At 37.3% G+C, this 25,061-nt stretch carries 20 protein-coding genes and 1 riboswitch; of the genes, 5 read left to right on the top strand and 15 right to left on the bottom strand.

The features are described 5' to 3' along the window. Positions 1-381: 381 nt before the first annotated feature. A complete protein-coding gene (locus ACEN36_RS11785) occupies positions 382-1,557 on the top strand; it encodes an IS110 family transposase (RefSeq protein ID WP_407126656.1) in 1,176 nt (391 codons plus the stop codon). Positions 1,558-1,822: 265 nt separating this feature from the next. Here the strand turns inward: ACEN36_RS11785 and ACEN36_RS11780 are convergent, their stop codons facing one another. The 3 genes from ACEN36_RS11780 to ACEN36_RS11770 all read right to left on the bottom strand — a co-directional run bounded on the left by ACEN36_RS11780 (position 1,823) and on the right by ACEN36_RS11770 (position 6,576). Next, positions 1,823-3,286, bottom strand: a complete 1,464-nt coding sequence (locus tag ACEN36_RS11780) for an NCS2 family permease (protein WP_407097252.1) — start codon at positions 3,284-3,286, stop codon at positions 1,823-1,825. A 186-nt stretch (positions 3,287-3,472) separates the two neighbouring features. Further along, positions 3,473-3,572: riboswitch (purine riboswitch) on the bottom strand. A 768-nt stretch (positions 3,573-4,340) separates the two neighbouring features. Continuing rightward, the gene (gor, locus tag ACEN36_RS11775) at positions 4,341-5,693 is read right to left on the bottom strand and encodes a glutathione-disulfide reductase (protein WP_407126654.1); all 1,353 of its coding nucleotides are present in this window, start codon (positions 5,691-5,693) and stop codon (positions 4,341-4,343) included. A gap of 31 nt (positions 5,694-5,724) precedes the next feature. Beyond that, on the bottom strand, positions 5,725-6,576 hold the full coding sequence (locus ACEN36_RS11770; protein ID WP_407126652.1) for a glycosyltransferase family 8 protein: 852 nt from the start codon (positions 6,574-6,576) through the stop codon (positions 5,725-5,727). A gap of 245 nt (positions 6,577-6,821) precedes the next feature. On the opposite strand from ACEN36_RS11770, the gene ACEN36_RS11765 reads away from it, so the two are divergent. Together ACEN36_RS11765 and ACEN36_RS11760 are read left to right on the top strand one after the other, a co-directional pair. Then, entirely contained in the window at positions 6,822-7,394 is a 573-nt protein-coding gene (locus ACEN36_RS11765) for a chromate transporter (RefSeq protein ID WP_407097255.1), read from the top strand. A gap of 3 nt (positions 7,395-7,397) precedes the next feature. Next, positions 7,398-7,964 (top strand): chromate transporter, encoded by a 567-nt coding sequence (locus ACEN36_RS11760; protein ID WP_407097256.1) that lies wholly within the window; start codon positions 7,398-7,400, stop codon positions 7,962-7,964. Between the two features lie 206 nt (positions 7,965-8,170). Here ACEN36_RS11760 and ACEN36_RS11755 read toward each other — a convergent pair whose 3' ends face one another. The 3 genes from ACEN36_RS11755 to ACEN36_RS11745 are packed head-to-tail and all read right to left on the bottom strand — an operon-like array spanning position 8,171 to position 11,761. Beyond that, a complete protein-coding gene (locus ACEN36_RS11755) occupies positions 8,171-10,072 on the bottom strand; it encodes a fructose-specific PTS transporter subunit EIIC (RefSeq protein WP_407126650.1) in 1,902 nt (633 codons plus the stop codon). A 26-nt stretch (positions 10,073-10,098) separates the two neighbouring features. Further along, positions 10,099-11,013, bottom strand: coding sequence for a 1-phosphofructokinase (gene pfkB / locus ACEN36_RS11750; RefSeq protein WP_407102621.1), 915 nt, complete (start codon positions 11,011-11,013; stop codon positions 10,099-10,101). Continuing rightward, positions 10,979-11,761 (bottom strand): DeoR/GlpR family DNA-binding transcription regulator, encoded by a 783-nt coding sequence (locus tag ACEN36_RS11745; RefSeq protein WP_407126648.1) that lies wholly within the window; start codon positions 11,759-11,761, stop codon positions 10,979-10,981. The genes pfkB and ACEN36_RS11745 overlap by 35 nt, the downstream gene beginning before the upstream one ends. Positions 11,762-11,969: 208 nt before the next feature. Here ACEN36_RS11745 and ACEN36_RS11740 point away from each other — a divergent pair, with 208 nt between their 5' ends. Continuing rightward, complete coding sequence (locus ACEN36_RS11740; protein ID WP_407097260.1) at positions 11,970-12,674, top strand: MgtC/SapB family protein; 705 nt, start codon at positions 11,970-11,972, stop codon at positions 12,672-12,674. 415 nt (positions 12,675-13,089) lie between these two features. Here ACEN36_RS11740 and ACEN36_RS11735 read toward each other — a convergent pair whose 3' ends face one another. The 6 genes from ACEN36_RS11735 to ACEN36_RS11710 all read right to left on the bottom strand — a co-directional run bounded on the left by ACEN36_RS11735 (position 13,090) and on the right by ACEN36_RS11710 (position 20,852). After that, positions 13,090-15,849: a YfhO family protein gene (locus ACEN36_RS11735; RefSeq protein WP_407126659.1), complete on the bottom strand. Its 2,760-nt coding sequence runs from the start codon at positions 15,847-15,849 to the stop codon at positions 13,090-13,092. Between the two features lie 25 nt (positions 15,850-15,874). Next, entirely contained in the window at positions 15,875-16,297 is a 423-nt protein-coding gene (locus ACEN36_RS11730) for a GtrA family protein (RefSeq protein ID WP_407097264.1), read from the bottom strand. 23 nt (positions 16,298-16,320) lie between these two features. Then, positions 16,321-17,298 (bottom strand): glycosyltransferase family 2 protein, encoded by a 978-nt coding sequence (locus ACEN36_RS11725; RefSeq protein ID WP_407126646.1) that lies wholly within the window; start codon positions 17,296-17,298, stop codon positions 16,321-16,323. Between the two features lie 168 nt (positions 17,299-17,466). Continuing rightward, positions 17,467-18,372, bottom strand: a complete 906-nt coding sequence (locus tag ACEN36_RS11720; RefSeq protein ID WP_407126644.1) for a magnesium transporter CorA family protein — start codon at positions 18,370-18,372, stop codon at positions 17,467-17,469. 143 nt (positions 18,373-18,515) lie between these two features. Continuing rightward, positions 18,516-19,256 (bottom strand): tRNA pseudouridine(38-40) synthase TruA, encoded by a 741-nt coding sequence (truA, locus tag ACEN36_RS11715; protein WP_407097502.1) that lies wholly within the window; start codon positions 19,254-19,256, stop codon positions 18,516-18,518. Positions 19,257-19,418: 162 nt separating this feature from the next. After that, on the bottom strand, positions 19,419-20,852 hold the full coding sequence (locus tag ACEN36_RS11710) for a SulP family inorganic anion transporter (RefSeq protein ID WP_407097503.1): 1,434 nt from the start codon (positions 20,850-20,852) through the stop codon (positions 19,419-19,421). A gap of 189 nt (positions 20,853-21,041) precedes the next feature. Between ACEN36_RS11710 and ACEN36_RS11705 the strand changes: the two genes are divergently transcribed. Further along, positions 21,042-21,293, top strand: coding sequence for a helix-turn-helix domain-containing protein (locus ACEN36_RS11705; RefSeq protein WP_407126642.1), 252 nt, complete (start codon positions 21,042-21,044; stop codon positions 21,291-21,293). A 763-nt stretch (positions 21,294-22,056) separates the two neighbouring features. Here the strand turns inward: ACEN36_RS11705 and pcp are convergent. The 3 genes from pcp to ACEN36_RS11690 form a co-directional block, all read right to left on the bottom strand. Then, positions 22,057-22,704: a pyroglutamyl-peptidase I gene (gene pcp / locus ACEN36_RS11700; protein ID WP_407097505.1), complete on the bottom strand. Its 648-nt coding sequence runs from the start codon at positions 22,702-22,704 to the stop codon at positions 22,057-22,059. Between the two features lie 313 nt (positions 22,705-23,017). Continuing rightward, entirely contained in the window at positions 23,018-23,941 is a 924-nt protein-coding gene (locus tag ACEN36_RS11695; protein ID WP_407126640.1) for a DUF979 domain-containing protein, read from the bottom strand. Between the two features lie 3 nt (positions 23,942-23,944). Then, complete coding sequence (locus ACEN36_RS11690; protein ID WP_407097507.1) at positions 23,945-24,649, bottom strand: DUF969 domain-containing protein; 705 nt, start codon at positions 24,647-24,649, stop codon at positions 23,945-23,947. Positions 24,650-25,061: the final 412 nt, after the last annotated feature.

Raw genomic sequence — 25,061 nt, 5'->3', positions numbered from 1 at the left:
TCTGCCACATTTATGCTTCGAGTTATAACAGTTATCGGACTTCAGCTTCTTTCGCAGCCTTATCCACTCGACTCACCTCTTATATGGTTTCTGTTCGTCAGACCAGAGTTTTGCCTTGGGCTTCCTTGTATATTGAACTTAGGCGATTATTAGAATAATTAAGCCTAAGTTATTTTTCTTATATAATCGTTATAGGCACTGTGGATTTGTTGGCTTCCTTACAGCACTTTTAGTGACTGGTCTCTGAAGGCTCTGACCACAGGTCTTTGTTTAATTGGTAATGAGTTTGTTAACGTATAACGTTTAATTTGACACAAGGATCCAATTTACAAAGATAACCTGTGAACTTAGCAGTGTACAAAATAGTAGGAGTTGGTTTTTTTGATTTTTGTTGGGATTGATGTTTCTAAAAAGAAACACGATATTTGTATAATAGATTCAGATGGCACTATTTTAGAAGAACACTTAACAATTGAGAATAGTAAATTCGGGTTCCATACTCTTCGTGAAACCATATTAAAGCAGGATGAGGGCTCTATAAAAAGCAAAATAAAAATTGCCTTAGAGGATACAGGCCATTATAGTTTTAACCTTCTTTCGTTTTTAAGAAATGAGAAATATTCAGTATTCTCATACAATCCAATTTTGATAAAAGAATTCTCTAAATCCACTACTTTAAGAAAAACAAAAACAGATAAAAAAGATGCAAAACTCATTGCGAGGAAGTTAATGAGCGACTCTAGGGCTGAACGATTTTTTCCTGATGAAAGTCTAACTGACCTTAAGTTTCTCACTAGAAATAGATCACGGCTTGGAAAATATAGGTCAGAGAGTAAGGTTCAATATGTTCGGCTCGTTGACCTAATGTTTCCTGAACTTTCTCATTATGTTACTTCTTTGCATCACAATTATATTTTTGCTCTCTTAAAAAAATATCCTTCTCCTAAAGCGTTAGGGAAATCTCATCTATCTACACTAATCTCCACTCTTTCAAAGGCTTCACAAGGTAAGATAGGACAAAAAGAAGCGGAAGAAATTCGGTATCTGGCTAAAAATTCTATTGGTCAAGTCTCAACTATTCTTGAACTAGAAATGATACAAGCCATTGAAATCATTGAATTCTATACTGTGAAAATTAAGGCAGTAGATAAGCAAATCGATGTACTCATGCGTCAACTTAATTCTCCGATTACGAGTATCCCTGGCATATCAAATCGCTTAGGGAGTGTTATTCTTGCAGAAGTGAGAAATATCAATAATTTTAAAAATCCAGCACAATTACTTGCATTTTCAGGGATGGAACCTTCGGTTAATCAGTCAGGAAGCCATGATGGAAAAGGAAAAATGGTGAAACGGGGTTCCTCTTCTTTGCGATGGGCTTTACATCAGGCTGCACGATTAGTTGCCATTCATTCACCTTTATTCCGCAATTATATGCAGAAGAAAATTAGAGAAGGAAAACATTACAACGTTGCTTTAAGTCATGTTGCAAAAAAGTTAGTACGTATTATTTTTCATTTACTAAAAAATAATGTGACCTATGTCGAAAAAGTCTAAGCTTAATTTTTAAAAAAATTAAGCTTATTTGTTATGCCCATTTTTATGAATGTTTTTATTGAAACATATTTCAATTTTTTCTCTTGACTAAATATAGTTTGTCTTCAGATTCCACCTCACGGTGGACACCCTTGCCGTCAGCTATATGCTTACCACTGTCAGGTCGCATTCGGGACTTGCACCCGTTAGAGTTCGCCCATGCTGGGCGAACAAAAAGAGCTGAAGCAATAAAAATTTGCTTCAGCTCTGTGATTAAAAATTAAGTTTAAATGAAAGCTAAAATCAAGAAGTTCAAAACAAATAGTCCTGCTGAAAACCACAATACTGGATGGATTTCTTTTGTTTTGCCTTTTGCTACTTTAACAATGATATAGAAAATAAAGCCTGCTGCGATACCATAAGAGATACTGTATGCCAATCCCATAAAAATAGAAGCGAAGAATGCTGGCACAGCTTCTTCCAAATCATCCCATTTGATTTCCATGAACGATGACATCATTAAAACTCCGACCATGATTAAAGCTGGTGCAGTTGCTTGAGTTGGAACGATGGACACTAATGGAGAAAACAGACTAGTCAATAAGAACAAGAGCGCTATTACTACACTTGTCATACCAGTTCTTCCCCCTGCACCGATACCGGCTGCACTTTCCACGTAAGTAGTGGTATTAGATGTTCCTAAAATAGCTCCAACAGAAGTTCCGATGGCATCTGCAAAAAGAGCTTTATCCATTTTTGTTTTAAATCCAGCACTGTCATCTAAAGCCATTTCATCTTCTTGTGAGAAGATACCTGTTTTTCGACCAGTACCAATAAATGTACCGATCGTATCAAATACATCTGACAAACTAAAAGCAAAAATAGTCATCAACACTAAAGGCATACGAGAAAGATCACTGAATAAAGAACCTAACCCTTGTGAGCCTAATGCCACACCAAATGTTTCCCCAAGTTCACTAAATGCATTTCCTAAAGAATTAGCCGGATTAGAAATACTGGAGATGTCTACTACTCCCATTGGAATACCAATAACGGTGGTTGCAACGATTCCGATTAAAACAGCACCTTTGACATTCATGACCATCAAAATAACTGTAACGATCAACCCGATTAAAGCTAAAAGAGCGCCTGGACTTGTGAAGTTAACTAACGCAGGAACGATCCCGCCACCGCTTACGATGCTGGAGATTCCTCCTTCATAAGCTGAATTTGCAGCGTCAAATGGAGCATTGTTGATGGTTTGGATGTTTCCTGGTTCAGAAGTAAATTGAAGGAAACCTGCATTTTTGATTCCAATGTAAGCGATAAAAACACCGATTCCTCCACTGATAGCGTGTTGTAATCCCATTGGAATAGAGTGAATAATCATTTTGCGGATTTTTGTGACAGTAATTAAAATATTGAACAATCCACACAAAAATACCATCGCTAGTGCTTCTTGCCATGTAAATCCTAAGGCAAATACAACCGTATAAGTGAAAAAAGCATTTAAGCCCATACCGGGTGCCAATGCATAAGGTACATTAGCAAATAATCCCATGACTAAAGTACTGACTGCTGCAGAAATCAATGTTGCTAGGAAAACTGCTTGTGAAGGCATTCCAGTTAAAGACAAAATTGCCGGGTTGACGAAAATGATGTATGACATAGCAAAGAAGGTTGTTAATCCTGCAATGATTTCTGTAGAAAGAGTTGTGTTATTTTCTTTAAATTTGAAAAAATTTTCCATTGTCTTGTAGCCTACCTTTTTCTTATTTACAAAAGAAAGATTGATACTATTTTTCTTTATAAAATATAAGCTACAGCAAGTTTGAATTTAAACTGGTTAAAGAAATAAGAGGCGGCTGTGGGGAATAAACAAAAATAAGGTCCGTTTAATAATCCACAAATACACTTTTATAGCATGGAAAAATGTTCCACACTTTATTTCTCTAATAGTTGACCGTTTACGGTGGTCTGTAGAAACTCAAAGCCCATATCGCTTAAATTATATTAGAAGTTTTCTTTTGCTTCCTCATTATAGGAGCTACATCATAAAATGACAAGGAAAAATCATATAATGAGTGATTAAAAGTTTCTAATGTTCGTGTTTTGCAGGTTGTTTTAAATAACCGACTGAATACATTGTGTGAAAACGGATTTTTTAACTATTATTAGTTATTTGGGATATTTTCATCACTTAGCATTGGTAGAAAGTCTAAGTTGGTTCAATTTTGAATTTAAAAATTTCTAGCTCACAATTCAACTGCTTTTTCCACTTCTTTTGTGAGCTAGAATCCCTATAGCTCACAATTCAACTGCTTTTTCCACCTCTTTTGTGAGTTAGAACCCCTATACCTCACAATTCAACTGCTTTTTTCACCTCTTTTGTGAGCTAGAACCCCTATACCTCACAATTCAACTGCTTTTTTCACCTCTTTTGTGAGCTAGAACCCCTATACCTCACAATTCAACTACTTTTACCACTTCTTTTGTGAGCTAGAACCCCTATAGCTCACAATTCAACTGCTTTTTTCACCTCTTTTGTGATATACGGTACCTGAATACTGTTTTTTCCCATTCCGTACAATAAGCCAAAACAAACTACTTCTAAAACGAGGTGTGTAGGACAGAGCATATGCCAAACAATAGAACTAAACGCCTTACTTCACTCTCTTTTTAAAACGAGCTGCGTAAGGCAGCTCACACGCCCAAAAATAGAAGCAACACTAGTCAGGTAAAGTGCACCTGACTAGTGTTGCTTCTATTTTGTTCGGAGAGCTAAACGCCTTACTCCGCTCTCTCTATCTCATAGTTACAAATTCTTCTGCTCCTGTTGGGTGGATGGCTACTGTGTTGTCGAAGTCTGCTTTGGTAGCTCCCATTTTGATGGCCACGGCAAATCCTTGCAGCATTTCGTCCATTCCATTCCCTAACCCATGCAAACCAATCACTTTTTCTTCTGGCCCTTGGCAGACTAATTTCATATAGGTTTTTTGGCGATTTTTTGTGATCGAACTGTGCATTGAAGTAAATTTCGCTTGGTACACTTTAATGTCTTCTGATCCGTGTAAATCAATCGCTTCTTGTTCTGTGTAACCAATTGTTCCAATCGGCGGGTGACTGAAAATAACGGATGGGATATTTGTGTAATCCAATTTCTCCGTAGTTTTCCCATTAAACAATCGTTCCGATAAACGACGTCCTGCTGCGATAGCTACAGGTGTTAATTCAATTCGGCCTGTAACATCTCCGATTGAATAAATCCCTTCAACCGTTGTGTTTTGGTATTCATCCACTTTGACATGTCCTGCTGGAGTCAATTCAACATCGGTAGCTTCTAAATTGAGGTTTTCAGTATTGGCTTCACGTCCGATAGCCCAGATAATGGTATCTGTATTATGAGTAGCGCCATCTTCAAAATGAATCGTTAAACTACCATCTGCTTCTTTTTCAACTTTTTTTGGAACGGCAAATGTGTGTAACGTAGCGCCTTCTCGTTCCATCGTTTCTACCAATCCCTCACTAATAATAGAATCAAATGTTCTTAATGGAGCGTGTTTGCGGACGAATAAATGCGTATCTACTCCAAATCCATGGGTTACTCCAGCTAATTCTACAGCAATGTATCCTGCTCCAACTATAGCGATTCTCTCAGGCAGTTCATTTAATGCAAAGAAACCATCGGAATCGATACCTAATTCTGCTCCTGGAATGTTAGGTTTTGAAGGACGTCCTCCTGTGGCAATCAAAATATGATCCGCCGTATACTGTTCACCATTTACTTCGATCGTGTGATTGTCTACAAATGTAGCAAATCCTCTGATCAAGTCTACATGATTGCTGTTCAAGCCGCTTTCGTATACAGTATGCAAACGATCAATGTATTTTTCTCTATTCAATACTAATTTGGCAAAATCAAACTTTTTATCTGAAATACTGATTCCATAATCTTCCGCATATAAATTCATTTCATCCATTAATTGCGCTCCATGCCACATAACCTTTTTAGGTACACAACCGACATTGACACAAGTTCCGCCAAGTTCATTCGCTTCTACTAAAGCTACCTTTGCTCCATGCATTCCTGCTCGGTTAATAGAAGCAATTCCACCACTACCGCCACCGATAGCTATATAGTCATAATGTTTTGTCATCAAGTATTCCTTCTTTCTTATTCTCATTCTGTTATTGTTCTTCCAGTGCCAGATCCAAAGTATCTCCTGCTCTGTGTTCCATTTCATATTGGTGATAATACTCACCTAATTTGTATTTGTAGTCTTCTCTTTTATTCCATGGTTTTTGCTTTCCGCAATAATGGATAAAGACTACTTCCTGTTCTACCCATTCCACATTGTAATCTTTTGGAAAAATGAGATTGGCTTTTGAATAATAACGTGGATCTAAATTATAAATTCTCCAATCTGCTTCCAAAATAGAATCCCAATACAAGTGATTAAAAACATCTTGATCTGGTAACAACAATCTTTTTTTGTACAATTCGATCACAGACAAAATGTCTCCTTGTTGTTTGCTTGCTCGAATGGCAGGCAAATTCATCAGAATGATTCCTGTATTAAAATACCCTTTTGATTCTAACATATTCAATCGAATATTGTTGATCGGCTGGATCCATTTCGTCAAATAATCATGCGTAGTTGCTACAAATAAGTTCTGTTTAAAATCTTGATAATAAAAATCCGTTATAGGATTCAGATTGACAATATCTGGATCTAAATACAGAATCCTTTCCAAATCTTCTGGCAACACAAATGGAGCTAATAAACGATAGTACATTTCAATCGAATAATACCGATTAACCGTCGTTTCCATTTCAAATAAATCATGGCAATTAATTGGAAAAAACTCATGTCCGTTAGCCACAATGAAGTCATTTATCTCTTGCAGTTTCATGTTGCGCATGTCATTATGCATAAAATAAATAGCGAGCGTTTCTTCTGTATTTGTTTTAAATACTGACCACAACATCGTTCTGAGAGGAGGTAAGTAATTTTCATTACAAGTCACTAATAAATTCATCTGCTATCTCCTACTATATATAATCTTACTACCATTTTACCGCATTTTCTTTTTCAGCTTAAGAGCAAATATTCACTTTATCCATGCGGTTTTCTTTATTAAGCATATCATATTTAGATTGAAAGAGAATTCTTTTGTTTTTTATTCCCTTCCAAAAATCATTTGTTTTCTTAAAAGGTTGAAATGATTCGCGGTGTTGTTTACAGTATAATGTAGTAAGTACTAGATTTTTTTAGGAGGTTCAAATGGAAAAAGATATTAAGTTTTACTGGACATTGTTTCTTTCTACATTAACATTAAGTGCTTTTACATTTGGAGGAGGATATGTAATTGTTCCGCTTATGCAAAAACGATTTGTAAAAGAGCTTCAATGGATCGATGAAGAAGAGATGTTGGATCTGGTAGCCATTGGTCAATCTGCTCCAGGCCCTATTGCTGTTAACACCTCCATTATTGTTGGGTATCGAATGGCAGGTATATTAGGCTCTTTAATAGCCGTTATTGGGACAATTCTCCCCCCATTGTTCATCATTACGATTATTTCTTTCTTTTACCAAGCTTTTAGAGACAACCCTGTAGTCAGTGCTTTATTACTAGGAATGCAAGCTGGTGTTGCTGCAGTTATTGTCAGCGTAGTGGTTGATATGTCCGCAAAAATCATTAAAGATAAGCAAGTTTTGCCTATTGTGATGATGGTACTAGCCTTTATTGCTGCGATATTCTTGAACATCAATATCGTGATTATTTTACTTATTTGTGGTGCTGTTGGAGCTTACACTTCACTACAAGGGCCTCATAATCAAAAGGGGGATTCATAAAACATGGTTTACTTAAAATTATTTTGGAGTTTCTTTCAAGTAGGTCTCTTTAGTTTTGGTGGCGGCTATGCAGCTTTACCTTTGATCGAAGAACAAGTGATCCATCAAAACAATTGGTTATCGAGTACAGAGTTTATTGATATCGTTACAATATCTCAAATGACTCCTGGACCTATTGCCATTAATACATCTACTTTTGTAGGTACAAAAGTAGCAGGTCTCCCTGGGTCTGTTGTCGCAACTCTTGGCTGTATTGCTCCTTCCTGCATTATTGTAGTCCTGCTAGCTAGATTGTATTATAAATATAAAGGAATCCCACTTATGGATGGTATCCTTAAGGGTTTACGTCCAGCTGTAGTGGCGTTGATCGCTTCTGCTGGGTTAACCATCTTTTTGACGGCTATGTTTGGAGCAGCAAACTTCCCTATAGCTCTCGGAAACCTAAATTGGATTTCAGTTATACTCTTTATGATTGGGTTAGTACTTTTACGCAAGACAAAACTAGGCCCCATCCATGTGATGATTCTTTCAGGAATAGCAGGCATTATGATTTACTATGTGATTCTGTAATCAAATTAAACAGTTGCTCAGCAGGAAGAGACGATTCTTCTTACTGAGCAACTGTTTTTATATAGAGAATCATCTGATATAAAACAAGGTACTATACTTGGTTCACTCTTCCAAAGAAAGTTTTTTCTTAGAAGATTAGACCCTTAAAAAAAACGTCAGCAAGTTTTCACCTGCCGACGTCATCTTTCTCTTATGCACCTATTCTTCTATTTAAGATCTAAAGCTGAATCTTCGTCTGCTACTGGTTTTCTCCATAAGCCAAGAATCACAGCAGCTACTACCATTCCGATTACAATGGATAAGACAAACAATCCAACATGGTTAGATAGTCCTGCTACAAATATTCCACCATGAGGCGCTGGAACTGTTACATTCCACAATTGAGTCAAGCCCCCTGCAATAGCAGAACCTACTACTGAAGAACCAATTACGCGCATTGGGTCAGCTGCAGCAAACGGAATGGCTCCTTCAGTGATAAACGAAATTCCCATCACATAGTTTGAAAGAGCTGATTTTCTTTCATCAGCGTTGAATTTATTCTTGAAGAAAGTGCTTGCTAAAGCGATAGCTAAAGGCGGCACCATTCCACCAGCCATAACGGCTGCCATCAAACTTCCATCGCCAGTATCTGTAAAGATTCCGATTGAAAAGGCATAAGCAGCTTTATTGAATGGGCCTCCCATATCAATAGACATCATACCACCAAGTAAAGCACCTAATATAACAGCATTTCCAGTTCCTAAGTTTTCCAAGAAACTGATCATCGCTGCATTGATCGAACCAAATATCGGTCCTACAATGAAATACATCAATAATCCAATAAGCAATAAACCAAGTACTGGGAACAATAAAATCGCTTTGATACCTTCTAATGACTTAGGCAGATTGCTCAAACCTTTTTGCAAACCGATCATCAAATATCCTGCTAAGAAACCAGCTACCAAACCGCCTAAGAATCCTGCGTTACTTGCTACAGCCATTACTCCACCGACCATACCAGGCATCAAAGCTGGTCGATCGCCAATACTAAGGGCAATATACCCTGCTAAAATCGGGATCAAGAACCCAAATGCATGATTACCGATAGAGTTTAAGAATAGAAATACTTCACTTTCTTTACCTAACAGGTTCTCAAACAAGAATGACAGACCCATTAAGATCCCACCACCAACTACAAATGGCAGCATGTGTGAAATCCCATTCATTAAATCTTTATAAACCCGGTTCCATACAGATCCTTTTTCTTCGTTATCTACCGTTGACTCGCTATTTTGTCCGCCAGATGAAAAAATCGGCGCTTGTTTATTGATGGCTTTTGTAATCAACTCTTCTGTTTTTCGAATACCGTCACTTACCGGACGTTGCAATACTGGTTTACCGTCAAAGCGAGCCATTTCAACTTGTTTATCCGCCGCTACGATAACACCCACAGAACGTTCGATGTCTTGAGTCGTTAGGCGGTTTTTGATTCCACCGCTTCCGTTTGTTTCTACTTTGATGTCTACGCCCATTTCAGCTGCTTTCTTTTTCAAAGCATCCTCAGCCATAAACGTATGTGCTATACCTGTAGGACAAGCTGTAACAGCTACGACAAAGGGTCTTTCAGAAACAGTATTTTCTTCAGGAGCTTCCGTAACAGCATCCTGATTTTCTACTTCTTCTGCTTTTTCAAACAATTCTTGTACTTCATCAGCACTTGAGGCATTTTTTAACGATTCTACAAAATCTGGACGAATCAAAAAGCGAGATAAATTAGCTAAAGCTTGCAAGTGAATGTCATTTGCGCCTTCAGGAGCCGCTATCATAAAGAATAAATAAACAGGTTGGCCGTCTAATGAATCATAATCGATCCCTTCATTGCTTTTAGCAAATAAAACCGTTGCTTCATTCACAGCTTTATTTTTTGCATGAGGCATAGCGATTCCGTCTCCAAGACCTGTAGACGTTTGTTGCTCTCTCTTCATGATTCCTTCTTTAAATGTTGCTACATCGCTGATTCGATTATGTTTCTTTAAATTGCCGATCATTTCATCAATAGCACTTTCTTTGCTCTGTGCTTTCAGATCCATGATCATAACATCTTTGATCAAAATATCGTTGATCTTCATACTCAATTCCTCCTATTAAAGTTCCACTAATCTATTTTAGAAATCTGTACTTCGTTGATGAGCGATTCGATTTCAGCTTTTGTTGCCAAGTCGTCAGAAAAAGCTGTTGCACTACCTGTCGCGACGCTTCTCTTGAAAGCTTCAAGTTCATCGTTTGTTTCTACTAGTGTTCCTATAAATCCTGCAACCATTGAATCTCCAGCACCAACTGAATTTTTCACTTTCCCTTTAGGTACATTGGCTTGATAAACAGCTTCTTTCGTAAAGAATAAAGCTCCGTCTCCTGCCATAGAAATAACTGCATAGGTTGCTCCTAAAGAAAGCAATTTTTTCCCATAAGGAATCATTTCTTCTACCGACTGGAATGAAACATCAAATAAATCAGCTAGTTCGTGATGATTCGGTTTTACTAGCAACGGATTAGAACTAAGGGCATTCAATAATTCTTCTCCCGCTGTATCAATAATAAATTGAGCGCCATGAGAAGTGATTTTTTCAATCATCTTTTGGTAGAAATCAGCTGGAAGTGTTGGCGGTTTATTTCCCGATAACACAACTACATCCTCAACAGTCAACTCATCTAGTTGCTGCAGCAATTGATCTGCTTCTTCTTGAGTGATAGCTGGTCCCGCAGCATTGATCTCTGTTTCTACATCTGCTTTTATTTTTACGTTGATTCGTGTGTCTTCCTTGATTTCAATAAAACGGGTTTGAATAGCTTCTTGAGTCAGCCAATTTGAAATGAAATGACCTGTGAATCCTCCAAGAAATCCTAAAGTTGTTGTGGCTTGGCCTAGGTTATTGAGTACACGAGAGACGTTTATACCCTTTCCCCCTGGAAGCTTTATGTCGCTCTCCATCCGATTTAATTCTCCCGCTTGAATAGCTGGAATTTTAACAATGTAATCAATCGATGGATTCAATGTTACTGTGTAAATCATGTTTTACCTCCATTATAGTTGTGGCTTTGAAGTAGGCTTCAAATTCTGTTCTGTCCAATTCGTTGCTGACAAGAATAGCATTTTCAATATTGTCCACTTTATCAAATGTAACTTTGTTAAATTTCGTTTTGTCTGCCAAAACAAATACTTTGGCACTATTTTTAACAGCTTGTTTTTTGATAGCTGCTTCTTCGGGATCTGGCGTAGTTAGTCCATATTCAATATCGATGCCGTTAATGCCTAGAAAAACTTTATTGAATCGGTATTGGCTCAGTTGAGTTAATCCAATAGCCCCGATGACCGCTTTAGTGGTGTTTTTTAATACTCCGCCAATCAATATCACATCATTGTTCTGATCAGCCAACAAACTGGCTTGCTGTACCGCATTAGTGACAATACGGATATTCTTATGCTTTAAGAATGGAATCATATACAACGTTGTAGTTCCAGCATCAAGAAATATCGTATCTCCATCTTTGACCAGCATTGCTGCATACTCGGCGATTTCTTTTTTCTCTTGAACGTTTTTGAGTGTTTTTTCTACTACAGGAAGTTCTCGTTCAACTTCATAAACTCGTTTTGCTCCTCCATGAACACGGACTAACAATCCTTGTTCTTCTAATACGTCTAAGTCTCTTCGAATAGTAGATTCTGAACAGTTTGTCTCTTTCATTAAGTCTTGTGATTTTACTAGTCCTTGCTGGGCTAACTTATCTAATATATATTTATAACGTTCTTCTGTTAACATTATAAGCCCCCTCTTCACCATTACTTTACCACCATTAACGTTCAAAAACAATCAAAAAATAAATCGTTTTCAAAATTTTAATCTTTTTTTAATTTCTGTTTATTCTTACGTTCCTTTTTGACAAATTTACACCGTAAAGCTATATTAAAAATAAGAGCATAACACCTTTTTAGTGCTTTATTTTGAGAAAATAGAAAGGGGGATCTGCATGTATGAATTAAGCAATATAGAAATTCTCATTCGCATTAGCGTAGCTATCCTGTGCGGAAGTGCTGTCGGTTTTGAACGCGAAGCAAAAGGGCACGACGCAGGTCTAAGGACCCATATGCTGGTGTGTGTGGGTGCTGCAGTGATGGCGATGGCTCAAGTTGAGGCCAGTTTTGATATTATTGAAACTGTGATTGAAAATCCTGATCTAGCCGGTACGCTTAGTACAGATTTTATTCGTTTAACAGCTCAGATCGTCAGCGGTATTGGATTTTTAGGTGCTGGAACCATTATTGTCACTAAAAGAAATGTCTCTGGTTTAACGACTGCCGCTTCTATTTGGGCAATTGCCGGAATTGGCATCTCTGTTGGAATGGGGTATTACTTCTTGACGGTTGCCAGTACAGTCGCTGTTTTGCTCGTATTAAGAATTATTAAACGTTTATTCGGTTCCCCCAATATGAATCTGATTTATATCAAATATATCGGCAAAGAAACCCAAGAGGCCATAAAACAGTATTTCATTGAAAACAACATCAAACTATTCAGTGAACAGCATAGTTTAGACAGCACTGAAAATCAGGCTCCTGCCTACTCCAATTACTATACTGTTGGACTTCCAGAAGATTTCCCTTTATCTCGTGTAGTAAATGAAATCATTGATTTGGAGAATGTACAGCATATCAGTACGTTAAAAGAACGCTAAATAAAAAGGTTCTATAATATTTGACGTTAATGAATAAAAATAGTTTCCTTTTCAATGCTAAACCTTTTAAAAACTCATTCTTAGAAATTTATGGAGGAGTATGGGGTTGCTTATAGCCATGAATAAGGATGCAAAAAAAAGGAAACACTGTGGGCGTACGCCCAAGGGTACCATGCTTGTAAGCTGCTGAAGCAGCAACAATCATGGCAATTACTTATTGTTCGGCTTTAGCCGTTACACTAAGTTTGACGCTTGCAAGCCTTGAGATGTGGTATTCGGCCAAGGCGTTCCCATGGCTTTCCACAAGTAACCCCATAGGCCGGAGGAAATTTCTTTACCAACGTTAGAAGATGAAGAGTCAATAAAAACAGCACAGAAGACTAGTCCATTTTACCTAGCCTTTTGCGCTGTTTTATTATGACTGAACTTTCTTCTTAAATCTCCACCATTCAAAACCATACAATGCAAAACCGATCACACTAACGACTAAACCTGTTTTAAAAAAAGGAGTCTGGTAAGAGAATAGTACCTCAGATTCCCCAGCTTCAAGTGGAATCCCGATAAAGCCATAATTCACTTTGATCGGATCTATTTCTTCTCCATTGATCTTTGCTGACCACCCTATTGAATACGGCATCGAAGTTACTAACACGGTGTCTTCTGTTGAAGAAATCGTACCAGAGACTCGTTCATTTTCAAAGTTCGTAATCATCAACTGGTTTTCGCGCTTCTCAGCTACTTTATCATCGTAGGCTTCATCCATTGGCAGAGCATAGACCGTAATCTCTTCCAAGTCATATACTCCCGGCTTTTCAAACTGAAGCGTGATTGTATCTGATTCATCTCCAGATTGATAACCTAAGTTGAACAACATTTTTTCTCGATGAATATACGAACTAAAGCTTAATTCGTCGGATTGATGGATAATTTTATTTCTGTCATTAAATGCTACTGTTGTATTAAAACTCGTATTCACTCTGTTTAGAGATTCTCTCGGTTTTGGTTCATGATTGAGTCCTTCTAAATAAACATACACTTCACTGTTACGAATATTTTCCAGATCATTGATGCGAATCGCTATTTTTCCATCACTGTCTTGAACGTAAATTTTATCGCCGTCTATGGTTATTTTTTCTTCATCTTGACTGCTGATCGTTGTATCCACAGATTGAGTCGTTAAACGATCCTCAAATAAAGCCAGTTTAGCGGAGTCCACCTTTTCTTCATCAGCCGTAAAACCAGTCGAAAGAAATTCTTCTTTTTCCACCGGATTCAACTTCTCGAACTCCGTATTGCTCATAAAAGCGTCATTCGCATAAGCAAATGGATATGCCTGATCCGTTTCAGCTACTAAATGAGCATTGTCTCCTTCTGAACGATAAACCACTTCATAACCGTATGGCAAGTATTTTTCATTCTTTAAAGCTGTAACGATATATTGGACTCCCATGACATGATTCGCAATGCGGCGATCGTCAAATCCATTACGGACCGGTTGGATCAATTGAAACGATCCAACTTCTAATTGGCTGGCAAATTCAGCCACAGCACCATTAGTAATCGATAAATAAGAAGTCATCCCCATTCGTTCCAAGTAAATCATATGGTTTCTGATGTGATTGTCTTTTGCCGTTAAACCAATTCGAAACGGCTCTTCTTCGACATCAGGAATTTCTTCTTCCACACCATCAAATACCTGTGCGTATTGCTCATCAGCTGTTCCGTAATCCAACAAGGCGGACATTTTATTTTGACCAAATGGATAATAATACTGTTGCGCATTGAAAATCACATTTGCGATGATCGATAAAAGAATGATCGAAGAAGCGAGACTACTCTGCTTCGTTGCCCATTTGCCAACATGTTGGAGTTTTGCAGCTGTCACGATGACAGCCAATGCCGCTAGTGCCGCAATCAAAGGTACTGTTCGAGCAAGCGAAAAACCGTCTATCACTTGCGGAACGATCGATAAGACGCCAAAAATAAGTGCACCTATCGCCATTGCTCGCCGATCTTTTTTTGTCCAATCAAATCGGTGTTGATAAAATTGTGCCACTGCTATCCCTAAGAATAATGGAATAGCAAATGTCCAGCGATTATATGGGCCAGAGAACCCATTCATAATCGATCCGAATAGCGGAAACAGCAGCATAACTGTAAACAGGATCAACATAAATGGAATAGAGCCGAATAACTTCCGTCTGGTGAACATCAGCGGGATGACAAGCATGACTATCCCAGCAAACCCAAGTACAGTCCATAAATAGCTTTCTGAAATAAATCCATTCGCTAAAAGAGCAATGTAATATTGCAGTGGGTATAATGTCATACCGCTCGCCATTTCCCCTGATCCTCTTGATGATTGCAAGAATCCCCAAATCACCGGGAACAACACAACCGCAGACATGCAAACACCCACTAAATAACTATATAAAGCTCTGAAGAAATAACTCCAAAACTCTTTTAATGGTTTTTCTAAACGGTATAGATCAAGATATCGAAAAATAGCGTAGATAAAAATCAATATCGTTAATTTATAGAAGAAATAAAAATTGCTCGCCGCACTCACAAATACAACTCCAGCGAATAAAAAGGCTGTTTCATTGCGCAATATTTTTTCTACACCCAGGCAAAGAAGCGGAAAGAACACCATCGGCATCAAAAAGAAAGGATGTCTTGTAGCATTCAATGTTACATAATGGGCGAAAGTATAGACGAAAACCCCTGCCAATATCCCAGAATTACTGAAACCCAATTTCCGAGCATAAAAAATAAACGCTAATCCAATACAGTAAATTCTGAGCACAATCAAAAAATGAAAAGCAAATTCCATCATACTAGATGGAAATAGCAGTCCTAAATACACAAACGGGTCTCCTACTACATAATACCCGTAAGAAGTGATCACATCCGCACCTAAACCGATCGTCCAATCCCAAAATTGAAATCCACCAGTTGGATGCAGTAAAAATTCCCGCCACATACTTACATAGTCTTCAAACAATAAATAGTGTTGGGTAAATCCGTCACTTTGCCAAATAAAAGAAGTCCCGCTGTACACAAAGTACCCATAAATCGAAGTCATTATGACGATAAAGAAAAGAGAATACCACAAAAAGAGATTTGCGGTATTCTTTTTCTGTGTCATTCCTAGTTGTTTCATAACATTAGTCACCAATCTCTTTCTTCCTAATTATTTTTCAATCTGATTTCTTTTGTTTGAAGACAAAGAATTTACTGAAAAAATAATTTAGTACGACCACAATAAATTGGGTGGCTATTTTAGCTATATTCGTGTCTACTAATATAAAATCAACTAGTATCCACATGCTCAACATATCAAATATTCCAGAAACAGCTCTAAATCCACTAAATAAAACAAATTCTTTCAACCAACTTTGAAAACTTTCAGATTTTGATTTAAACACGTACTTTTTATTGGTGAAGAAAGCAAATAATATCGACAGAACAATAGCTACTGCATTTGCGATCAAATACTGTACTCCCAAAACAGAGTCCATCACATAGAACACGACGATATTGACGACTGTTGTCAGTACACCAAAAACTAAATAAACAATTACTTCTTCATACTTCACATATAATTTTTTTACTAATTCCATCATGCAAAACCAACGCTTTCTGCTTATTCTTTTTCTTTTTCATTACTAGTAGCAGCTTCTTTTTTCTGACGTTTTTCTTCAGAAGTCTCTTGTACAAAATAAAGCGGCCGGTCTTTGGTTTCCACAAATACGCGTCCCAAATATTCGCCAATAACCCCTAAAGAAATCAGTTGGATTCCGCCTAGGAAAAGCACCCCCGCTATCAATGATGGATAGCCGGCAACTGTATTTCCAAAGAAAATCGTCCGCATGATCTCAATAAACAAGTAGATGAAACCAAGTAAAGAAATAATCATCCCTACTAAAGACCACACTTTTAAGGGAAGTGTGCTGTAAGAAGTGACTCCATTGATGGCAAGAGTTACCAGAGAACCAAACTTCCATTTTGTTTCTCCACCTGCTCTAGGATCAGCATCAAAAGTGATTTCTTTCTTTTTGAATCCGATCCAATTGTACATCCCTTTAGTGTAACGGGAATGTTCTCTCAACTGAGATAAGGCTTCGATACATTTTTTATCTAGCAGGCGAAAATCTCCGGCATCCGGAATGATTTCTTCTTTGGAAACTTTTTGCAATAATTTATAATAGGTTTTTGATGTCCATTTCTTGAGCTTGCTTTCGCCTTCTCTTTTTCTGCGAATAGCGTAAACATCGTCATACCCTTGTTCCCACCAATAGAGCATCTCTTCAATAGCTTCTGGCGGATGCTGCAAATCGGCATCCATGATGATCATCGCATCTCCACTAGCATAATCAAAGCCTGCCGACATAGCGACTTCTTTGCCAAAATTCCTGGAAAGGTCCACATATTGCACACGCTCGTCTTTTTCTTTAAGTTGTTTAACAATTTCAAGCGTTCTATCTTTACTCCCATCATTGACAAAAAGAAACTCGAAGTGATAGTTGGTTAATTGATTGCATACATCAACTAACACATGATACATCTGTTCAAGGACTTCTTCTTCATTATATGCTGGAACTAATATCGTAATAGTTTTCATTCTTGACTACCTTTCACTTTCTGTCTTTCTAAAATAACTTATCCATCAAATTATACCTTAGTAACATTAGAACGTCTATTAATGTGCTATGTAGTCATCTAGATAGACTCACAAAAAATTATCTTTGTTTTAGGAATTCGATGCCTTTTTTTGGATATTCCGGCCATCCTAATTCATTAACTTTCGCAAAATATAAGATAGTCCAAACCAAAGTACCACACTAATGCCAATAGTAACCAACCAGCCAGCAGGATTATTTTCTAACGGAAGAGGCATGTTCATGCCGAAAAATCCCGTAATGATTGTAGGCACTGTCAACAAAATAGACAATGCAGTTAAAATTTTCATCGTATCATTCAAATTATTGTTTAGAACATTGTTATAGGTTCCGGATAATTGCTGCAAAATTTGTGAAGACACTTGTGTCATTTCAACTAGCTGCTTCGCTTCTATTAACGCATCTTCAAACTGTTCTCTTTCGCTTTCGTCTAACGCACGGTAAATTATATGCGTTCTAACTTGTTCCAGCAACACTGTATTTTGTCTTGAGGCTGAAACAAAGTAAACTACTCCAGTCTCTAGATTCGATAAAGATAGCAAATTTTGTTTTGTTGTCTTTATTTTCAACTTATCATTGATCCATTTTCTGTCACTGTTTATTTCCTCTACTAAAGGAAAATAAGAATCTGTAATCAACAATAAACTGCTGAATAAAAACTTAAATATAGTAGTATCTGGATTACGTTTTAAATACTTCTCCATTTTCGAGATGACATACTGATTATTACTATTCGAGATAGTGATAAAACGAAGATCCTTAATCAAAAACGTCATAGGAATGGTTTCGTAATGATCATCTATTTTGCTTTGATTAGGTACATTAAAAATCAATACAAAAGTATCCGTTGGTTGATCATAATCCAAATGAGCACGTTCGTTTTTATCAAGTGAATAAGCGGCTATTTCATCATCAATTTCGTAATCTTGATAAAGGTTCTTTAATTCTTCGGAACTATCAGTGTTTATATTAATCCATTTGTTTTTTTCGTTGTTAAAAAGTGTTTTAGTAATCATAAGTTCATCTCCTCGTATAACAGCACTTAATAGTATAGCAGTAGATTCATATAAAGCTAGAAACAAGGGCCTCTCAAAAACTTTTATCTCGTTTTTGGGAGGCCCTTGTTTCTTATAACTTGATTTTTTAAAGTGACTTCTCTTTAATTGTAATACACTTCATCTAGGAACAGACCTTGAGCAGGCACCGTCATCCCAGCATTACTTCTAATTTTACTCTCGAAGATAGTATCAATATATTCTGGTTCTGTCATCCCTGCTCCGATTTCAAGAAGCGTCCCCATCATGATTCTAACCATTTTATGCAAGAAACCTTCTCCAACAAATGTAAAGTGCAGCAGGTTACCTTCCTTCTGAATCGAAATTTCATTGATGGTTCTAACCGTTGATTTTTTCGACTTTTTAAGCGATGAGAATCCAATAAAGTCATGAGTTCCGACAAGTTTATTGCAAGCCTCATTCATCTTGTCGATATCCAATTTTTCAGGATAATGGAAACTGTAATTGCGTTCAAATGCAGAAGGCACGACACTATTCCAAATATAGTAGCTGTATTGTTTACCAACAGCGTTATATCGAGAGTGGAATCTTTCCGGAACCTCTTCTAACTCTTTTACAACAATATCTTGCGGGAGGTAACGATTAAAAAACGCCTGCATCGTAACCAGTTCCATATCAGATACTGTCTTGAAATTAGCTATTTGTCCCTTAGCGTGGGTTCCGGCATCTGTACGCCCAGAACCCACGATTTCAGTTTTAGTTCCCGTCATTTCACTCAGGATATTCTCTATTTTTCCTTGAATGGTTTTATTCGAGTCTCCAAGCCTTTGCCAACCCAAATACCTTCCGCCATCGTATTCAATCGTCATTTTGATATTTCTCATGTTGTCCCTCTCAGTCATCTGATTCTGTTCCTATTTTCGTACACTATACTTCATTATTATACCTAATACTAGTTTAAATTCAGTTCAACTACTTGATTCTACTAAATATATCACTGATGATAAGATAAAAAAGATCCCTTTGCAGAGGTCCTATCTCTAATACTATTTCATCTTATGAGTAGAATTCTTCTGAAATAATTTTTTGCTTTGATTATCCGCATTAATAAAAGTTACACCGGATTCTTTGTTTTTACTGATTAATTTATCAATCGCTTCGACAGCTGTTGAATCCCATAAAGTCATCGCACTAACATCGATAATTAATTCACCTTCATGGTCAAAGTCACGGACAAAAAAGTCTAAAAACTTCTCCGCTGATGCGAAATAAAGATGCCCGTGTGCCTTATAATGATACTCATCTTGTTCTGTACCTTTTTCTACTTGAAGATGCGTCATTTTAAAGGCTGCAAAGACAGCACTGACTAAGGTTCCAGCAACTACACCATAGGCTAAATTATGTGTAATTAATACAATCGCCACGGTTAAAATCATAACCAAACTGTCATCTTTGGGCATAACAGTCAAACGTTTAATCGATCTCCAGTCAATGGTTTCAAAAGCTACGACTACCATTACCGTTGCCAAGGCTACTACTGGAATGGCTGACACTACTTCATTGAATAAGACTACGGACATCAACATGAAAAAACCAGACAAGAAAGTAGCTAAACGACCAATCCCACCATAATTAAGGTTAATAATGGTTTGACCGATCATACCGCATCCAGCAATACCACCAAAGAAACCAGATAGCATATTTCCAATCCCTTGACTCATAGACTCACGGTTTTTATCACTTGGTTCATTTGTCATTTCATCTACTAATTGTGCGGTCAATAAAGATTCTACTAAACCGACAATAGCTACCGAAAGTGCAGTTGGTAAAATGATTCTCACTGTTTCTACATTTATTGGCACACTTGGAATACCAAATTTAGGCAACTCACTTGAAATAGACCCTAGATCACCTAATAATTGTGCATTCAAATCCAATCCTAGTACGAGAGCTGTAATGACTACAATTGAAATAATAGGTGCAGGAATTTTTTTCGTTAGTTTAGGAGCTAAAAATATAATAGCAATCCCAATCACTCCAAGTACTAGTAAGATGGGGCCTCCTTTGAAATGATCCAACTGAGACAAGAACATCATGATCCCTAAAGCATTTACAAAACCAAGCATAACAGGCTTAGGAATGTAGCGCATTAGTTCTCCTACCTTAAACAAACCTAATACAAGCTGTATAATTCCGGCTAAAATAGTTGCAGCAAAAAGGTATTCTACCCCATACTCAGCAACTAAATGAGCCAACACTAATGCAACTGACCCTGCAGCAGCTGAAATCATCCCTGGCCGACCACCGAAGAATGCAGCAGCAGCTGTAATAAAGAAGGTTGCGTAGACCCCGACAATGGGCTCTACACCCGCAACCAACATGAAGCCGATGACTTCGGGGAATAAAGCTAAACAAACGACAATTCCTGCTAAAATATCCCCTTTAACATTACCAAACCATTCTTTTTTATACTTTTGCATAAATACCGTCCTCTTCAAATTCTTAAAAACTCATATCGAATAATATTAACATGTAGATGAAAATAATAAAATAAAAATTTATCTATAGGTTTATAAAACAACTCATAGGTTTCTTTATGCTGTAATGCCAACTAAAATAGGTCTCGACGCTTAAAGAAAGCTTTCTATATGAAGATGAAGGAGGATAAAATGGATATAGGACACAGAATTCAAGAACTACGAAAATTAAGTGGTATGACAACAAAGGAATTATCAGAACAAATCGCTGTTTCTCCGTCTTTTGTTTCAGCGATCGAAAACAATACAACGAAATTGTCCCTAAAAACACTCACACATATTTGTAAAGTTTTAGGCGTAGACCTTTCTGAATTTTTCAATTCAAAGTTAAGCCCAGTTGAACAAAAACTGATTACTCAAATTAAGCATTTGCCCGAAGAATAATAGTATAAGTTAATGACTTTTCTAACCGGATTAGTCTAACCGGATTCCAACTTTTTTAGACAGCCTTATCTGTAGTACCCAGCTCATGTTGTAAAAAGATCTTAAAAGGTCTTCCTCTGCTAAGAGAGTTCTTCATTTTCTAGCGTTAGTAAAGTAATTTCATTTGCCCTATGAGATTGCTCATAGAAAGCTGGGGGAAAAACTTGGTGCTGTCACCTTAAAAGTGTATTTTTTTATTATGCAGCTGATTGGCTGGTTTGAGTTCGGTGTTTAACCGGATTTCAACCAACCAATTTGCTTTTGTTCGAACATGGTCATACAATTTACTGGCTTCCTCAAACGGAAGTCTCTATTCACATTGAATAAAGACTTTTGTTTGAGGAGTAAACAAAGTTTATTCTTCAAGTGAGAAGTGAATGATTCGCGACTTGAAGAATAAACTGGACTTATTTATCAAGTGGCGTTCAATTAAGTTCTCACTTGACTAGTAAACGGTATTTATTCTTCAAGTGAACATAAAATGAAGCCTCACTTGAAGAATAAACAAAAACAAAAGTGCTATTGGCTGTCTCAGGCTCATTGATGTCCTACTTCGAGCAGCTTTTAACGAAGAAAATTAGTTTTTACTTACTAACGTCAACTGTTTTAGAATCGCTAAGGGCTTTAATTCTATTAGGTTTTAACCAGTACATTAAAACTAAAGAACCACTTCCACATTTGTTAGAAAAATGTGGAAGTGGTTCTAAAAACTTGTAGTGTTCTCTTAGTGAATCGCTCCGCCAACTTGTTTCAAGTCTGCTTTGCCATCAAATTCAACGATAGCCTCGATGGCTGCTGTAAGTCCTTTAGTCATGTCTGATAAACTCATTGCCGGCTGTCCTGCTTTATCCACAACTTGTTCTGGGATGAATGGAACGTGGATGAAACCACCTTTGATTTCAGGGTAGTTTTTTTGGATCATGTATTGCACTTGGTACATGATGTGGTTGCAGACAAATGTTCCAGCTGTATTGGAGACTTCTCCTGGAACACCAGCTTTTTTAATAGCTGTTACCATGGCTTTTACAGGCAATTGAGTAAAGTAAGCTGATTCTCCATCTTCTTTAATGGCCACATCGATTGGTTGATTGCCTTCGTTATCGGCAATACGTGCATCATCTACATTGATTGCTACACGTTCAGGAGAAATAGCAAATCTTCCTCCAGCTTGTCCAATATTCAATACATAATCCGGTTTAAAATCTTCAATAGCTGCTTTTACAACATCAGCCGATTTTCCGAAGACTGTTGGGATCTCTAATTTTTTGATTTCTGCACCGTTGATTGTATCTGCTAATCCTTTTACAGCTTCTAAAGCTGGATTGATTTTTTCTCCGCCAAATGGGTCAAAACCTGTTACTAAAATTTTCATATTCTAAAATCCTTTCTATTTACTTTAATTTTTGAAAGTTGAACTATAAAGACTCTTCGCATCCTGTTTTTAGTAGAGCTACGAGGCCTAGCAATTTTGCAAAAAAGATAAATTCTGATTGGGGTAAAAAGCACCCCATTCAAAATTTACTGTTTTTGCTTCATTGTTCCCAAGGCCTCTCCGCATCCTGTTTAGTTGAGCTGTGGTCGCTTGGCTCTTGGTAAAATCATTCTCTTTTTTGAGGACCAAGAGCGTCCTCTAAAAAGAGAATAGATTTTCCTGTCGGGCCAGAACAGCGACCTCCGCATCCTTTTTAAAATGCCCAGAAGTACATCAATGCGATGTGGACTACGATCATGATAATAGCCATTGGTGTTTGCTCTTTGATAACGCCATTTTCATTTTTCATTTCCAATAAGGCTGCTGGTAATGCGTTAAAGTTGGCTGCCATTGGAGTAATCAAGGTTCCACAGAAACCAACTGTCATTGCTAAAGCTCCAGCGATAACAGGATCAGCACCTTGAGCAATCACAAACGGAATACCGATTCCTGCTGTGATGACTGTAAAGGCTGCAAAAGCATTTCCCATAATCATCGTAAAAATAACCATACCTAAACAGTACGCTACAACGCCTAAGAAACGATTTCCTTCTGGAAGGAAAGTAGAAATTCCCCCGGCAATCACTTCACCAACACCGGCAGCTGTAAAGATCACACCAAGAGCTGCAAGCAGTTGAGGTAAGATCCCCGTTGTTCCTACTTGTTGAATCATACGATTACTGTCATCCATGACAGTTTTTGGTCCTGCTTGAGTGATGAACATACCAATCACTAAAGAACCAGCAGCTCCAATACCGATCCCAACTTGTCCGCCAAGCGGAGTAAATTGGGCGATTCCTACTGCTATTGCAGCTAAAGCGATAACCGGAACGAAAATCATATTTCCAATGCGATCACTGGCTTTTTCTGCTTCCACTTCTTCAATAGGACGAATGTGTCCAATCCTAACTTGTTTGAAGAGCGTCAATACTCCGATGACCAACAACATAATCCCACTAAGAACATAAGGGATAAAATTCCCTAATGCAAATATTACACCTAATAGCAGCCAAAATAAAGTTGTACCCAATCTTGTGGGATGAGTTTTATCCATAAATACTGATCCTGCTGTATAGATCAGCAAGAATCCAGTTAAGATAAAGAAAAATTCCAATAAATTATTGATTAATGTTTCCATCGATTACTCATCTCCTTTTTTAGATGATTTAGTGGGGTTCTTCCCATATTTGTTAGCCATTTTCTTATCAAATAGAACATTTGAAACAGCTACAAGAACCAACGCAATAATAGCGATCAGGAAAGAGGCTTGAGCTACTGCAACTGCAGAAATGTTATAACCTAAAGATTCCATCGTACCTGTAATCAACAGTACTCCTGAAGCTGCAATAAACGTATTTTGAGCGAAGAAGTTTCCGAAGTTTTCAGTAGCTGCTGAACGAGCTTTGATGCGTTCTTTATCTTCTTCATTAACTTCTCCATATTTTGCTTCGGCTGAAGCTTGTGTCATAGGTTCTATTAAAGGACGAATAAATTGTGTGTGTCCTTGCATACGAATAGAGAACAGACCAGCCATCTCACGAATCACCATATAAAGAGACAGCATCCGGCCTGGGGTCAAACCTTTGATTCTTTCAATTAATTTAACAGCTTGTTGACGCAATCCGAAACGTTCCGTCATTCCGATCATTGGCAATGTCAGTAAAAATAATGTTACTAACCGATTGGATACAAATGCCTCTCCCAATAATGTTAGGAATTCTGTAAATGAGATTCCTGAAACTAAAGCTGTTGCAAGTGCTGCAACTAAAACTACAGCTATGGTATCAAATTTAAAAATAAAACCAACAACAATAATGACAATACCGATCAATTTAATTATTTCCAACTGTATCACTTCTTCCTTTTTTAACAATTTTATTCACAACATTAAATGTGCGTTAATATCTAGATTAATTCTAAATGAGAATCATTGCAAGGCCTTTTTCGATGTAAGCGAAACCACTTCCTGCTTTTTTGTATGATAAATAATTGACTCTTTTTTAATTAATGTCTACTGAATAATAAACTATGCTTATTCTGCTGCCTTTTACAACTAATGATTGATATAATAGATGCAAGGGTTTTTTATAGGATGTTAAACAAAACCTTGCACTTTTACTGAAATGAGGACAGAAACATGTATAAATCACAACCGTATTCACAAATCGCTTTCGAAGACTTCAACCAACCAATGGGACTAAAAATGAACCCGAAAAATAGATGGATTGAAAAAGCGGAATGGATCCCTTGGGCTGAAC

Source organism: Desemzia sp. FAM 23989, from assembly GCF_045528345.1.
Lineage (GTDB): Bacteria > Bacillota > Bacilli > Lactobacillales > Carnobacteriaceae > Desemzia.
The sequence above is the reverse complement of the archived record's forward strand: the minus strand, read 5'-3'. Positions and strand labels throughout refer to the sequence as shown.

Excerpts from the sequence above, each read along its gene's own strand:
- ACEN36_RS11780 (WP_407097252.1), bottom strand. The coding sequence starts at position 3,286 with ATGGAAAATTTTTTCAAATTTAAAGAAAATAACACAACTCTTTCTACA.
- gor (WP_407126654.1), bottom strand. The coding sequence starts at position 5,693 with ATGACAAAACATTATGACTATATAGCTATCGGTGGCGGTAGTGGTGGA.
- ACEN36_RS11770 (WP_407126652.1), bottom strand. The coding sequence starts at position 6,576 with ATGAATTTATTAGTGACTTGTAATGAAAATTACTTACCTCCTCTCAGA.
- ACEN36_RS11765 (WP_407097255.1), top strand. The coding sequence starts at position 6,822 with ATGGAAAAAGATATTAAGTTTTACTGGACATTGTTTCTTTCTACATTA.
- ACEN36_RS11760 (WP_407097256.1), top strand. The coding sequence starts at position 7,398 with ATGGTTTACTTAAAATTATTTTGGAGTTTCTTTCAAGTAGGTCTCTTT.
- ACEN36_RS11755 (WP_407126650.1), bottom strand. The coding sequence starts at position 10,072 with ATGAAGATCAACGATATTTTGATCAAAGATGTTATGATCATGGATCTG.
- pfkB (WP_407102621.1), bottom strand. The coding sequence starts at position 11,013 with ATGATTTACACAGTAACATTGAATCCATCGATTGATTACATTGTTAAA.
- ACEN36_RS11745 (WP_407126648.1), bottom strand. The coding sequence starts at position 11,761 with ATGTTAACAGAAGAACGTTATAAATATATATTAGATAAGTTAGCCCAG.
- ACEN36_RS11740 (WP_407097260.1), top strand. The coding sequence starts at position 11,970 with ATGTATGAATTAAGCAATATAGAAATTCTCATTCGCATTAGCGTAGCT.
- ACEN36_RS11730 (WP_407097264.1), bottom strand. The coding sequence starts at position 16,297 with ATGGAATTAGTAAAAAAATTATATGTGAAGTATGAAGAAGTAATTGTT.
- ACEN36_RS11725 (WP_407126646.1), bottom strand. The coding sequence starts at position 17,298 with ATGAAAACTATTACGATATTAGTTCCAGCATATAATGAAGAAGAAGTC.
- ACEN36_RS11720 (WP_407126644.1), bottom strand. The coding sequence starts at position 18,372 with ATGATTACTAAAACACTTTTTAACAACGAAAAAAACAAATGGATTAAT.
- truA (WP_407097502.1), bottom strand. The coding sequence starts at position 19,256 with ATGAGAAATATCAAAATGACGATTGAATACGATGGCGGAAGGTATTTG.
- ACEN36_RS11710 (WP_407097503.1), bottom strand. The coding sequence starts at position 20,852 with ATGCAAAAGTATAAAAAAGAATGGTTTGGTAATGTTAAAGGGGATATT.
- ACEN36_RS11705 (WP_407126642.1), top strand. The coding sequence starts at position 21,042 with ATGGATATAGGACACAGAATTCAAGAACTACGAAAATTAAGTGGTATG.
- pcp (WP_407097505.1), bottom strand. The coding sequence starts at position 22,704 with ATGAAAATTTTAGTAACAGGTTTTGACCCATTTGGCGGAGAAAAAATC.
- ACEN36_RS11695 (WP_407126640.1), bottom strand. The coding sequence starts at position 23,941 with ATGGAAACATTAATCAATAATTTATTGGAATTTTTCTTTATCTTAACT.